12 protein-coding genes and 2 tRNA genes are annotated in these 13,956 nt (G+C 36.6%); 11 read left to right on the forward strand and 3 right to left on the reverse strand.

Features of this window, described 5'->3' with window-relative positions; genetic code table 11:
* Positions 1-11: 11 nt before the first annotated feature.
* Complete coding sequence (locus OPR39_RS05675; RefSeq protein ID WP_227738550.1) at positions 12-1,367, forward strand: phosphomannomutase/phosphoglucomutase; 1,356 nt, start codon at positions 12-14, stop codon at positions 1,365-1,367.
* A 106-nt stretch (positions 1,368-1,473) separates the two neighbouring features.
* On the opposite strand, the gene OPR39_RS05680 is transcribed toward OPR39_RS05675, so the two are convergent.
* Positions 1,474-2,325: an Rpn family recombination-promoting nuclease/putative transposase gene (locus OPR39_RS05680; RefSeq protein WP_015589151.1), complete on the reverse strand. Its 852-nt coding sequence runs from the start codon at positions 2,323-2,325 to the stop codon at positions 1,474-1,476.
* Positions 2,326-2,535: 210 nt separating this feature from the next.
* On the opposite strand from OPR39_RS05680, the gene ppdK reads away from it, so the two are divergent.
* Positions 2,536-5,271, forward strand: a complete 2,736-nt coding sequence (gene ppdK, locus OPR39_RS05685) for a pyruvate, phosphate dikinase (protein ID WP_197907452.1) — start codon at positions 2,536-2,538, stop codon at positions 5,269-5,271.
* A 52-nt stretch (positions 5,272-5,323) separates the two neighbouring features.
* Here the strand turns inward: ppdK and OPR39_RS05690 are convergent, their stop codons facing one another.
* Entirely contained in the window at positions 5,324-6,661 is a 1,338-nt protein-coding gene (locus OPR39_RS05690) for a hypothetical protein (RefSeq protein WP_015589149.1), read from the reverse strand.
* 126 nt (positions 6,662-6,787) lie between these two features.
* Here OPR39_RS05690 and glpX point away from each other — a divergent pair, with 126 nt between their 5' ends.
* From glpX to OPR39_RS05705, 3 genes are all read left to right on the forward strand, one after another.
* A complete protein-coding gene (gene glpX / locus OPR39_RS05695; protein WP_041573528.1) occupies positions 6,788-7,705 on the forward strand; it encodes a class II fructose-bisphosphatase in 918 nt (305 codons plus the stop codon).
* Positions 7,706-7,786: 81 nt separating this feature from the next.
* The gene (locus OPR39_RS05700) at positions 7,787-8,752 is read left to right on the forward strand and encodes a hypothetical protein (protein WP_255498608.1); all 966 of its coding nucleotides are present in this window, start codon (positions 7,787-7,789) and stop codon (positions 8,750-8,752) included.
* A 198-nt stretch (positions 8,753-8,950) separates the two neighbouring features.
* Positions 8,951-9,154 carry a hypothetical protein gene (locus OPR39_RS05705; RefSeq protein ID WP_265039339.1) on the forward strand — a complete coding sequence of 68 codons (204 nt, stop codon included), beginning with the start codon at positions 8,951-8,953 and terminating at the stop codon, positions 9,152-9,154.
* Between the two features lie 420 nt (positions 9,155-9,574).
* On the opposite strand, the gene OPR39_RS05710 is transcribed toward OPR39_RS05705, so the two are convergent.
* Positions 9,575-10,069, reverse strand: a complete 495-nt coding sequence (locus OPR39_RS05710) for a hypothetical protein (RefSeq protein ID WP_015589147.1) — start codon at positions 10,067-10,069, stop codon at positions 9,575-9,577.
* A 205-nt stretch (positions 10,070-10,274) separates the two neighbouring features.
* On the opposite strand from OPR39_RS05710, the gene carA reads away from it, so the two are divergent.
* From carA to rplC, 6 genes are all read left to right on the forward strand, one after another.
* Positions 10,275-11,366 (forward strand): glutamine-hydrolyzing carbamoyl-phosphate synthase small subunit, encoded by a 1,092-nt coding sequence (carA, locus tag OPR39_RS05715; RefSeq protein WP_265039341.1) that lies wholly within the window; start codon positions 10,275-10,277, stop codon positions 11,364-11,366.
* Positions 11,367-11,480: 114 nt separating this feature from the next.
* A tRNA-Tyr gene (locus tag OPR39_RS05720) sits at positions 11,481-11,563 on the forward strand.
* A gap of 4 nt (positions 11,564-11,567) precedes the next feature.
* A tRNA-Gly gene (locus OPR39_RS05725) sits at positions 11,568-11,638 on the forward strand.
* A 78-nt stretch (positions 11,639-11,716) separates the two neighbouring features.
* On the forward strand, positions 11,717-12,889 hold the full coding sequence (tuf, locus tag OPR39_RS05730; RefSeq protein ID WP_010962759.1) for an elongation factor Tu: 1,173 nt from the start codon (positions 11,717-11,719) through the stop codon (positions 12,887-12,889).
* Positions 12,890-12,903: 14 nt separating this feature from the next.
* On the forward strand, positions 12,904-13,224 hold the full coding sequence (rpsJ, locus tag OPR39_RS05735) for a 30S ribosomal protein S10 (protein ID WP_012673184.1): 321 nt from the start codon (positions 12,904-12,906) through the stop codon (positions 13,222-13,224).
* 9 nt (positions 13,225-13,233) lie between these two features.
* Positions 13,234-13,956 (forward strand): 50S ribosomal protein L3, encoded by a 723-nt coding sequence (gene rplC, locus OPR39_RS05740; RefSeq protein WP_006279218.1) that lies wholly within the window; start codon positions 13,234-13,236, stop codon positions 13,954-13,956.

The following is a 13,956-nucleotide window of genomic DNA, read 5'->3' on the forward strand; positions in this document are numbered from 1 at the left end:
AGAAGTACAGTATGGACAATACCATTATAAGAAAATACGATATTAGAGGTATAGTAGGCAAAGATTTGCAGATTAATGATGGGTACGAGATAGGTAGAAAGTTTGGCCAAACCGTAGCTAGTGTTTGTGTCGGCTACGACAGCAGAATAGATTCACCAGGTATAGAAAGAGAATTAATTAGGGGCTTAACTTTATCCGGTGCAAATGTTATACGCGTTGGACTATGCTCTTCACCTATGCTTTACGCTGCAACACAAATCACACAGGCGGATCTTGGTATCATAATAACTGCCTCTCATAACCCCAGCGAATATAATGGCTTTAAATTTTTTAGTAATAAAAAAGTCTTCTCAGATCAAGAAATGAAGGAAATTATAAGCAGTCCAATTAAAAACAGCACAAGAATTGGAAGCTTAATTAACATAAATATATATAGTGAGTACATTAGCATATTGAAAAGTGCAGTGAAGAATAATACTACACAGAAATTAAAAATAGCCTGGGATTGTGGAAATAGTCCAGCAAGTGGAATTATAAGGTATATTGAAAAGATCTTGCCTGGTCATACGCACATCGTAACCAATAACTCTATAGATGGGGCATTTCCACTGCATGATCCAGATCCCATAGAGGAAAAAAATCTTGCTCAATTAATTGACATTGTGAAGGAATATGGATGTGATCTTGGCATTGCGCTAGATGGCGATAGCGATAGGGTGCGCTTAATTGATAATAAAGGCAACGTTGTTTCCAATGACCATTTATTTATAATTTTTGCACGTGAAGTGTTGGAGGAATATCCAGAAAGCAAAGTTATTGCTAACGTAAAAATGAGTATGAAAGTGCATGATTTTGTTAGCAAGTTAGGAGGGCAAGTTATCACCTGTGCTACTGGACATTCACTAGTTAAGAAGAAGATGGTAGAGGAAGAGGCAAAGTTTGCTGGTGAATTAAGCGGGCACTTCTTCTTTTCTGAGCTAAGTTTTGATGATGGGCTATATTCTGCTGTTAAAGCAGTTGACATTTTGCTTAAGAAAAACCAAAGCCTATCTCAGGTGATTGAGGATTTACCGAAGTTATATATCACTCATGAAGTGAAGATTGTAGTGAAAGATGAGAAAAAGTTTCAAATAATTGAGTCAATAAAGAAAACACTGGAGCAGCAAAATATTGTATTTTCAGATCTTGATGGTGTTAAGGTAACCGATAATAAAGGTTGGTGGCTTCTTAGGGTATCAAATACGCAAAACTGCATTACAGCAAGATGCGAAGGAGAGACTTTAGAGGGTTTTGAACTTACTAAAAAGGTTTTGTTCCATTACATTGATGAAGCAAGGTCTTTAAATTGTAGCTACTCACAGAAATAAATTTGATTTATAAAATTGACATGAAAGTATAAAGATAAATAGGCTAAATGTACTTATCATCTGGTCAGGCTGCAGCATTATTTCGTGTAACCGTTTGCGGGTCCACTTAATTCTGCAATTCTTTGATCTCACTCATGGAGAGGCCAGTAAACTTAACAATAGTGGTGACATCAACATTATTAGCTAGCATTGTTTTTGCAACTTCAATTTTTCCTTCCTTTTTAGCATCATCAAGTTTTTGTTCAAGAACAGCCCGTTCATCACGAATACGTTTTATTTCCTGTTCGTAGGCAATAAATTCTTTCTCTGACCAGTTGAATCTATTTAGTTCTTCATATGCCTTTTTAATTATTACATCACTACCTATTATCTTTTCCAATTCTTCTTCGCTAGTTTCATCTGCATATTTAAAATAATAGATCCATTTTTCAACTATACTCTCCAATTGGTCTTCTTTAGTTTTAGGAAATTTTGGTAACTCAATAAATGTAAAATAAAAATCTTTTAAATCATGTTCATAGCTATCTTTGTCTAACATTACATGATCTGACTTATACTCAGATTTATTAGGAAAGAGAATACAATCAGCAATAGCTATAAAAATGATTTCTTTAAGACCCTGATATTGATCACCTTTATCAGCTTGCCTTGAATAAGCTTTAGCAGCGTAATATTGAGCGCGTTTTTCAAAGCCTTTAGTTTTGGCAACTTGCATTTCGACTATTACTTGCACCCCATTTTCATCCCTGCAAAGAACATCAACGATACTTTGTTTTTTAGAGGCAATTTCAGCATCTTGAATAGTGCTGAGGAATTCTATTTCTTTTATTTCATCTTTGCCAGTGAACCCCAAAATATCATTGAGAAAGTGAATGAGGATGTCTTTATTTTTTTCAGTACCAAAAATACGCCGAAACGCAACATCATTCTTGGGGTCGAGAAACTTAGAAAGAGCCATAAAAAAATTTTTAAATGTATCTTTATATTATATATTCTTATTGATAATAATTCAATAATTTGTCATCTTTTTTGTTAACTTTACTGATGTTGCCAGAGGGAACGTTGTTGCAAAATTTTGTAAAATTTATTATCCTAAGGTTTCAAGTTCTCACAGGTTTATTGGAACTATATGTACAATGTGTTTATCAGTGAAAATCCGGAGAAAATGATGGGGGAAAAGTTAATACATTACTTTAGCCAGGGTAAATGCGAAGGCAATGCAGAAATGAAAAATCTGCTGGGAGGAAAGGGGGCAAATTTAGCAGAAATGTGCAATGTTGGCATTCCTGTTCCACCTGGTTTCACAATTTCCACCTCTGCTTGCAAAGTCTATTATCAAGACAATAGATCTTCTGTCATCCAAGTATCTGATTACTCGGATCCAGAAAAAAATGTGGTCACGCACTGGAATGACATATGTAGTGGAATTAAAAACTACATGACGATGCTCGAAAATGACATCGGTTGTAAATTTGGGGATTTAAATAATCCCTTATTAATTTCCATACGCTCTGGTAGTGTTAGTTCAATGCCGGGCATGCTTGATACTATTTTAAATGTTGGTCTAAATGATGAAACCGTTGTTGGGCTTGCAAAAAAAAGTGGCGAACGTTTTGCTTACGATAGCTACTGCCGTTTCATCATGATGTACTCCAATGTTGTACTACAGCTTGATCATCACCTATTTCAAGATGTTATTGATAATGAGCAGCAAAAGAGTGGAGCAAAAAGCTTAGCTGATCTTGATGTTGATGTTTTAAAGAGAATTGTTAACGATTTTAAAAAGATAGTATATGAAAAAACTGAGAAACATTTCCCGCAGAACGTTGAAGAGCAATTGTTAAACTCAGTTAATGCAGTATTTGCTTCTTGGAAAAATGATAGGGCTGTTTCCTATAGAAAAATACATAATATTCCTGAAAACCTTGGAACAGCGGTCAACGTGCAAGCAATGGTTTTTGGTAATTTAAATGATAATTCTGCAACTGGTGTGATATTTACACGAAATCCTTCAACTGGGAAAAAAAAGCTTTTTGGTGAGTTTTTGGTTAATGCTCAGGGTGAGGATGTGGTTTCTGGTGTTTATACTCCTATGCCAATTGACGGAGAGCAAAAAAACACCATGGAGAAGTTGCTGCCAAGTGTCTACCTGGAATTATGCGCGGTATGTGAAAAACTTGAAAGGCATTATAAAGACATGCAGGATATCGAATTTACTGTACAGGACGGTAAATTATGGATTTTGCAGACTAGGTCTGGCAAGCGCACGGCTGAAGCTGCTATTCGCATAATAGTTGATATGGTAAACGAAGGAACGATTACAAAAGAAGAAGGAATATTGAGAATTGATCCAAAAACTTTTGACAATTTATTGCATCCAGTTCTTGACGTTAAGAGTGACCAAAAAGTAATAGGGAAGGGACTGCCGGCTTCTCCAGGGGTTGCTTCTGGATATGTAGTGTTTAGTGCAAGTGATGCTGAAAAAGCTGCAGAGCAGGGTAAAAAAGTGATTTTAGTAAGGTCAGAAACGAGTCCCGAAGATATTAATGGAATGAATGCTGCAAGTGGCATAGTAACAGCACGGGGAGGGATGACCTCGCACGCTGCTGTTGTAACCCGTGGAATGGGTAAGCCATGCATTTGCAGTGTAAGTGGACTTTATATCGATAAAGATGGAACTTTCTTTTCTGTGGGGGATACAAAAGTAAATAAAGGTGAACCAATTACCATCAACGGAGGAACAGGGGAGGTTATGCTTGGCATTCTTCCTACAATTTCACCTGAATTATCGCAAGAATTCAAAACGATAATCAACTGGATAGATGAAATCAAAACGGTCAAAGTGAGAGCGAACGCTGATACTCCAAAAGACGCAAAAATTGCAAAAGAATTCGGTGCAGAAGGTATAGGCTTATGTCGCACAGAACATATGTTTTTCGCTAGTGATAGAATCGAATTCATTCAAAAGTTGATAATGGCTGACGATGAAAATGAAAGGGCAAATGCGCTCATTAAACTGGAAGAAATGCAAAAGTCTGATTTCAAAGAAATATTTTCTATTATGGAGGGCAGGGAGGTCACTATACGGCTGCTTGATCCACCTTTGCATGAATTTTTACCCAATAATCAGTCTACTATAGAAAAAATCGCCAAATCACTTAGTAAGTCAGTTGAATCAGTAAAAAATAAAATAGCACAGTTATCAGAAAAGAACCCAATGCTTGGCCATCGAGGTTGTAGACTTGCCATTTCTCATCCTGAAATATATAGCATGCAGATTAGGGCAATACTTAGTGCTGCAAGTGAATTAAAGAAAGAAAAGAAGATAGAAGTGGAGCCTGAAATCATGGTCCCCTTTATCATGAATGAGAAAGAGTTTGTTTTGATATGCGAGTTAGTGAAGAAAGAATCCTCTGTCATCTCAGCTAGGATCAAGAAGCAGATTCCAGCGTCACGCGCTGGAATGACATCAGACAAGGCGTACTCAATTGGAACAATGATAGAGCTACCACGAGCAGCACTGATTGCTGATAAGTTAGCAAAACATGCAGAGTTCTTTAGTTTTGGCACTAATGATTTAACGCAAACAACCATGGGACTTTCAAGAGATGATTCAGTTAATTTCCTCGATTCTTATAAGGAAAGCAACATATTCGAAAACGACCCATTTGAAGTGCTGGACATCGAAGGGGTAGGGGAGTTAATCAAGATGGCCATTGAAAGAGGCAAAAAAACCCGAAAAGAAATAAAACTGGGTATATGTGGAGAGCATGGAGCAGATCCAAAATCTATAGAGTTTCTCATCGAATCAGGGGTGGATTATGTTTCATGCTCACCCTATAGAGTACCGGTTGCAAAGTTAGTGGCAGCACAGTTTAGCATAAAATCTAAGTGTGTTGGGTAAATTAGATGCCAGTGTCACGCACTGGCATAACATCCTCCCTAGCGAAATTGAATCACAACGTTTTTGCAGTTTTTTGGACGTGTTCAACTTTATTTTCTTCCATTTCTCTATAGCTTGGTAATGTAGAATTTTTTACATGCAACCCGGTAGCTATTGCAACCAAAGCAGCTATAACACCACAAATCACTGCACCAGTTACAAATGGAACCATCACAGCAGCAGTAATGAATAATCCTGTAATAACAACTCCAACAACATCTTTTGTTAATGAGGTGTAAAAATTTTCCTTGCTTTTTTTATATTTAGCTTCTTTTTCATTTGGCACAGAAAATTGAGCATCTACAAAGCCGTTAGCTTTATTATCATTATTTGGTGTGGCAGTTTGCTTAGCCTCTGGTATTACAGGCGTTTTATTTTTGTTATTATGATTTGATTGGCCATTAACATTATCACTATTTGGCGTGGTAGTTTGGTTAGTCTCTGTTACTACAGGTATTTCATTGTCGTGATTGCGATTATCACCATTAGTACTAACTGGAGGCACTGTTGCTACAGGTCTACTACCAATGTTTCCATTACTGCTGCTGGGTTCTGCTCTATTTTCTTCATTAAGCTTACCTCTATTCAAGAACGCATTAACAATTTCAGTTTTACCTACCTGTATGGCCACTTGTAAAGCCTCTTTCCTGTTTGCAGGACTCACGTAACCTAAAATTAGCTCAGCTTCTTGGGCATTATCCTGAGTAATAGCAAGACACAGAGCGTTAAATTTTTCTTCTTCATAAAATTTGCCACTATCCAAAAGTACCTTAACAACGTCAGCTTGTTTTGTTATTGTAGCTATGCCCAATATAGTTCTGGAAGCAGTATCTGTAAGATGGATTACAGCATCTAAATCTGTAAACAATTTTACAACATCTAGAAATATGCCACGATCGCCGGTAATATTGGACTCTCTTACAGCATTTGCAAACGAGTCAAAAATTGCCAGATTTGTTTCTTTCCCTTGTATTAGTTGCTCGTAAAGTACTTCAGCAGTCATACCAGGGTTTATGAAGTTACTAGAATCTACTTCATTACTGTCTGCTCTATTCTCTTCCACATTAGGTGCCTCTTCTTCCTTGTTTATTGCTGCGGTTATTTGCTCTTGTTGAAGGGGTTCACACCCATTTTGGAGGAGAAAATCCTTAACGCGTGGGTTGTTATTTTCGGTTGCATGTTTTAGAAGTAGGTTCCCTAATGAATTGCCTCCTTCACATTCATCTTGAAAATTAACTTCTTTCCTTAACCTCTTTTTTAGTTCTTCCAAACTAGTAACTGTGTTATCACGTCCTGTAATTCTATCTATATCTAGATAGAAATTTCTAACATCATCATCACTATATGCCATAACTATAATCCCACTACTATAATGCTTATATTATATCAACTCCCTAATAATCAGTCAAGACATATTGCAGTTTCAAGCAGCATGATATATCATGATACATATTGAATATAGTTCTTAAAGCAAATGATGGAAGATTTAGCCTATAAATTAGTTAAAGTGACCGAAGCTGCGGCGCTTGCTGCATATAAACTAGCAGGCTTCGGCGATGAAAAAAAGGCTGATCAGGTTGCAGTTGATGCAATGCGTACAGTATTAAATTCAATGGAAATAAATGGTACTATCGTAATTGGTGAAGGTGAGAGAGATGAAGCACCGATGCTATATATTGGCGAGAAGGTTGGCACTGGAAATGGTCCTGAAATCGACATTGCCGTTGACCCACTTGAGGGCACTACGATTTGTGCTCATTACAAACCAGGGGCAATGTCTGTTCTTGCTGCAACGAAAAAAGGTAATTTTTTACATGCACCTGATGTTTATATGGAAAAAATAGCGGTAGGAAAAAATCTTCCAGAGGGTGTAGTCTCACTAAAAAATAGCATTGAAAAGAATCTAGACAATTTAGCCAAGGCAAAAAAATGCAAAGTAAATGATCTCGTGGTAACTATACTTAATCGTGAAAGGCACAATGAATTAATAGTAAAAATCAGGAAGTTAGGAGCAAAAATTAAACTAATAGATGATGGTGATATTGTGGCCGTAGTTTCACTAGTAAATGGCAATCATGATATGTATATCGGAATAGGAGGGGCACCAGAAGGGGTGCTTGCGGCTGCAGCGCTGAGTTCAATCGGTGGGCAGATGGAGGGAAGATTGATATTTGACACAGATCAGTTAAAAGAAAGAGCAAAAAATTTAAATATTGATGACCCAGAAAAAGTCTACGCCGTAAAAGATATGGCAAGAGGTGAATCAGTGTTCATTGCAACTGGAGTAACAAGCGGAGAACTTGTGGATGGAGTTGATAACATATGTTCAACTAGTTCTTTAATAATTCTACCTAACAACCTGATAAAGCTGCAAACAATGCAGAACTTATGTTAGCTTTTTTAGTTTCTAATTTTAGCTTTACAACATTTAGCATTAAGATATAATTAAGTTTACTTATAACAATAGGGGTGTGAAATGTTTTCTAGTATTGTAAATCTATTGAATGGTTTTTTCAAAAATTCGAGTACCAAGGAAAGTGAAGAAAAGTTGACTCTTCTATCTCCTCAAGCAAATCTTCAATTCGATGAGACTCAGGTACAAAGTGTGCTCTCAGATTTTGAGGAATTGGAGTTTAAGGATAATAAGTGTTTTGACAAAATAGCAGACGATTATGAAAAGAAGGGGGAGAGTGCCCTTTTTAACTATGTAATATTGAATAAGCGGAAAGAAATAATCGATATATTAGATAGGAATCTTCCTCTCCTCGAAGAACAGGAGGAGTTTAGAAAGAAATATGGTCAATATGTTCTTCAAATTGACAAAGGAATGAGTTATGGAAAAGAACTTCAAGATGGACTTCGGTCTTTTGAAGATAGGGCAGAAAAAGTATTATCAGATTTTGAAAGATTGAATTTTGATTTTAAGGATAATAAGTGTGAAGATTCTTCTGATTCTGTAAATTATAATAACGGTTGGCCGGCAGATCCATTTGACAAGATAGCAAATTATTATCGAGAGGATGATATTTTCCTTTTCAATTATGTGGTATTGAGTAAGCGAAAAGAAATAATGGGTATATTGGATAAGAAGCTTACTTCTAAAGATCAGGAGGAGTTAAAAGAAAATTTTAAAAAGAGGTTGGGTAGATATCTTATTCGAATTGGTGAAGGAATGAGCGATGGACAAGAATTTCTAAAAACTGGTAGTGCAATTGCTTTCTTTGATGGGTGTTATGTGCCATGTCCATATGCAAACCGTCTTCTTAATCATTATGACCATCTTAATATCAACATTACTAAACCTGAACAAAGTTTAGAAACCAGTCGTCTTTTCACTGAAAAAACTAAAAGAATGGAAGAAGAGAAAAGCGAGGTAAAAAGAGCAAAAATATACAGCAATGGTGAAAGAATAGTAACAATTGAGAAGAATGAGAAACAATAGAGGAACTACTCCTTTACAAAATTTGCAATATGTGACATCGAAATTAGTTGGGGTGCAAAAGATGAATCTGGAAAAGACCTTAACTGTACTGTTGTTCTAAATATAAATTTAGGTCAAGTTAGTATTAAAAAATCAACTATTGACGGTAAAGATGTTGAACCAAAGAAAATTTTAGAGTTAGCTAAGCAAAACGAGGCTGTGCTTATAAAAGGTAAAGCTTTACATGAAGTTTTAGCAGCACGTTTCATTAAGCAAACACCATGTGAGGAAAAGAAGGATATGCAATCGCACGAGAATATCGTTGTACCTGATTCCGGTGCACCTCGCTCTATTAATGAGGAAATAACTGTAGAGCATCCGTTCGGGAAAGCGGCAAATAAAGATAATCATAGAGAAATGTGAGTTTACAACAAATGGTGCCATGAAAGTAGCTGATACATAACTGTACGAACGTTTGTTTGCGAAGAAATGTTATAGCAGGTTTTGCCTCAAACACAAAGGTGTCATCCCAGTGCTTGACACTGGGATCCAGCCCTTTTACGCAGTCCCATTAAAAACGTTGTATTTTAACGTAGGATTAGCTACTTTTATACTCACCAATTTAATCTCTAATCAAAATTCCTGGATCCCAGTGTCTGGGCACTGGGATGACATCCTCCCTAGTGGATTCAAATCACAATATTCGTATAGTAAGCACTGACCACTTTTGCTTCAATATTTGCGATGCCCCTGAACAGATACAATTATTCTATTATCAGGAGGATGCCATTAATCGCTTTATATAATGCTACTTGTAACACTTATGCCCTGAACGGAGACAGTTTAGGCTGTTATGCCTGGCGGCTTTGTTGGAATAAGTTTTTCAACACTGCTAACAATAAAATTGATTGTATCGTCAGCTACCTTATCGAATTTATCATTTATCTCTTTTCCTATTTCTTGATTTTTAACATATTCGTGTAGAGCTAAAGCAGTTATAGCTGCACATGCTGCAATTAAGCCAGTTTGTGCTATAATGAATAGTAATAATCCTCCTACGAATATAGATGTTAATCCAATAGCCAGGTTTATAATTTTACTTTGTGTTGTTTGTTGCGTCGCTTGGCTTTGATCTGCCTGTTTATCCTCTAAAGCATTCGATATTGTTTTTAAGGCAACTTTTATCGCTATTGCTGCAACTGAAACCATAATTAGCCCTATAGCTATTTTTGCTAAAAGAAGAATCGACGGTAGCATCATTACAAATAATAGCGCGCCAATTCCTCCAGCTAACCACTTCTCATTTATTTTTTTTGATTGATTTGTACCAGTGTTCATTATTACCCTCCACTTTACTTATGATTTACCTATATCTAATACGAAATATGAAGGTAGTCAACTATATATTTTATATGAAAGATTGTATTAAAAGTTTTTCATGTTATTTTTTGCTGCTTCGTGGTTAAATTTGGAATTTTAGAAAGAGTTACGTATTATTTGAAATTCTTGTATACTGTTTTGAATCAGTTAAATAGATAATGAAGTGCAGGACGCAGTTTTAATTTTACAAGATGGCAAGTGCTTTTGGGGAAAATCAGTAGGTAAAAAAGGCAAATGCATAGGTGAGGTCTGTTTTACCACTGGTATGACCGGTTATCAGCATACTATAACTGATCCTTCTTTTGCCGATCAAATTATAACGTTCACTTTTCCTCATATTGGTAACGTTGGAATAAACCATAAGGATAATGAAGGAAAGAAAATTTTTGCAAGTGGTGTGGTTATGCGTGAACTTTCTTCTATGTCCCACCCTTCTTCATATATCAGTTTAAATGATTGGTTAGAGAAAAATAACGTGATTGGGATATCAGGAGTTGATACTAGAGCTTTAACGAGACATTTGAGAGAACATGGATCTCAAAATGGAATGATATGCTCATCGAGTAAGGCGCATGCGTTGGACAAATTGAAGGAATACAAATCTGTAAATGGGATAGAAATAACCAATAAAGTCAGCTTGCATGGTAATTTTAAAAGTGACCTTAATGCAAAATATAGGGTTGTAATCGTTGATTTTGGCGTAAAAATCAGTATAGTTTCACGCTTAATAGAACTTGGTTGTACAGTTGAATTAATCAGACCAAGCACAGGTTTTGCTCAAAAAGTGTTGAGTATGAATCCAGATGGGATAGTGCTTTCAAATGGTCCTGGTGATCCGCAAGAAATAGGAGAAAGTGTAGTTTCAGAAATAGACATTATTATAAAATCTAAAATACCAATTTTTGGCATATGCATGGGCCATCAATTACTTGCGATTACTTTGGGGGCAAAGACCATCAAGATGGATATAGGTCACCGAGGGAGTAACCATCCAGTTTATGATGTAATTAGTGGAAAAGTTGAGATCACTAGCCAAAATCATGGTTTCGTTGTTGATTCAGCTTCTCTTCTAAGTAATGTTGAAATTACTCACATTTCTCTATTTGATAATAGTGTAGAGGGAATAATGATGAAGGATTACCCAGTCTTTTCTGTGCAATACCATCCAGAAGAAGCGCCAGGTACGCATGATTCGCATTATTTGTTTAAACGTTTTATTGACAATATTGTGTTGTATAAAATGAAATCTGCGTGATTTTAATCAGGGTAGGTTTTATTGCTTGATTTTTTAATTTTAGGCGTTTAGTATTAAATACAATAAGAGCTTAAGTTAAGATGCTAAAATAGTATTCTCTTAACAAATTTTTGCGGAGGAGTGACCGAGTGGTTAAAGGTAACAGACTGTAAATCTGTCCGCGTGAGCGTACGTAGGTTCGAATCCTACCTCCTCCATTGTGCGGGTATAGCTCAATGGTAGAGCTCTAGCCTTCCAAGCTAGTGACGTGGGTTCGATTCCCACTATCCGCTCTTTTTTTTGTTGTATTTTTATAAAATCAACATATTATTTATTGATGTATTTGTATTTTAGGTAGAAAAGTTTAAATTATGACAGCAATAGTGGAAGCATTTGGAAAGCCGCATGTAAATGTGGGAACAATAGGACATGTGGATCATGGGAAGACGACGTTAACAGCGGCGATAACGAAGCATTATGGAAATTTTGTAGCGTACGATCAGATAGATAAAGCGCCAGAAGAAAGGAAGAGGGGGATAACGATAGCAACAGCGCATGTTGAGTATCAGACGGAAAAAAGGCATTATGCACACGTTGATTGTCCTGGACACGCTGACTATGTAAAGAACATGATAGTAGGTGCAGCACAGATGGATGCGGCGATATTGGTAGTGTCGGGGGTTGATGGGCCAATGCCACAAACGAGAGAGCATATATTGCTGGCGAAGCAGGTAGGTGTTGGATATATCGTGGTGTATATAAATAAAGCTGATGTTGCTGATGCTGATATGATAGATTTAGTAGAAATGGAAGTGAGGGAATTACTGAGTAAATACGGATTTCCAGGGGATGAAGTGCCTGTGGTGGTTGGTTCAGCGCTCAAGGCGCTGGAGGATGACAGCAGCGAATATGGAAAGAAATCAATAGACAAATTGATGGAAAAGTTAGATGAATATGTAGCGGTTCCACCAAGGCCTGTGGATTTACCATTTTTATTGCCAATCGAAGATGTATTTTCGATATCGGGGCGAGGAACAGTGGTAACAGGAAGAATAGAGAAGGGAGAGATAAAGACGGGAGAAGAGATAGAGATAATAGGTCTGAAAGCGACGCAAAAGACGATATGCACAGGTGTTGAGATGTTTAAGAAGTTGCTGGATAAGGGAAGTGCAGGACTCAATGTAGGAATATTGTTAAGAGGAACAAAAAGAGAAGAGGTGGAGAGAGGGCAAGTATTAGCGAAACCGGGGACGATAACACCGCATAGAAAGTTTAAGGCGGAGGTTTATATATTAAAGAAAGAGGAAGGAGGAAGGCATACACCATTTTTTGCGAATTACCAGCCACAGTTTTATTTAAGGACAACGGATGTAACTGGGAGCATAAAATTGCTAGATGGGAAGGAGATGGTAATGCCAGGAGATAATGTGAGTGTAGAAGTAGAATTGCAAGTACCGATAGCAATGGATAAGGGATTGCGTTTTGCGATAAGAGAAGGCGGTAGAACTGTTGGTTCTGGTGTTGTTTCTGAAATTTTGGAGTGAGTGTAGTAACTAAGATGAAGCAAGATATATATATTAACATTAAGGCTTTCGATTGTTCTTTATTGGAGGAGTGTGTTCGAAAATTTGTTGATGAATTAAAGCGGTCCAGTGCAAAATTATCTGGTCCGATTGCGTTGCCAAGGAAAGATTCTAAATTTATTGTTAATAGATCTCCTCACGTTGATAAAAAATCTCGTGAACAGTTTGAAATGAGAACTTCTAGGCGTTTGATTGTTTTACATGATCTTACTCCTACTATGATGCAGATGCTTACAGGTTTATCTTTTTCTGCTGGCGTAGAAGTGGATTTAAAAGTCAAGGAAGTTAAGGTTTAGGAGAAGGAAATGAAGAGAATAAATTCGCTGAGGAGAATTGGTTTACTAATGATGAATATTGGTCATACTGCTATGTATTCTGACAATAGTCGCATGGCTGTAACTTTATTGCATCTCAGCGAAACTTATATTATTGATATAAAAGGACAAGATAAATGTGGCTATAATTCAGTCATTTTAGGCACAGGAGATTTTAAAAATATAGCAAAACCTCAGTTGGAATATTTAAAGAAAAAGGGTATAAATAATAAATGTAAGTTATACGAAAGTAGATTAAATGACCTGTCGGGAATAGAATGTGGTAAAAAAGTGGGAATCAATCATTTTGTGGTTGGTCAATATCTTGATATTACGGGTTATTCTATAGGTAAAGGATTTGCTGGTGTGATGAAGCGGCATAATTTCAGTGGGCTTAGGGCATCTCATGGTGTTTCTATTGCTCACAGATCACAAGGTTCCACTGGCCAATGTCAGGATCCTGGTAGAGTATTCAAAGGAAAGAAAATGGCTGGTCATTTAGGTAACAGCAGGATAACTGCACAAAATATGAAGATATTATCCATTGATCATGAAAATAGTATAATTGCTGTGAAGGGTAATAATGTTCCTGGGTTTAAAAATTCCTATGTTTTTGTAAGAGATGCAGTTAAAAAATCTTTACATAAAGATGTTCCTTTTCCGGTAGGTTTACTGTTAGATGTAAATGATGATGCTAGTAATTTGGTAAGTTAG

Source organism: Wolbachia endosymbiont (group A) of Yponomeuta plumbellus (assembly GCF_947251575.1).
GTDB classification, from domain to species: domain Bacteria; phylum Pseudomonadota; class Alphaproteobacteria; order Rickettsiales; family Anaplasmataceae; genus Wolbachia; species Wolbachia pipientis.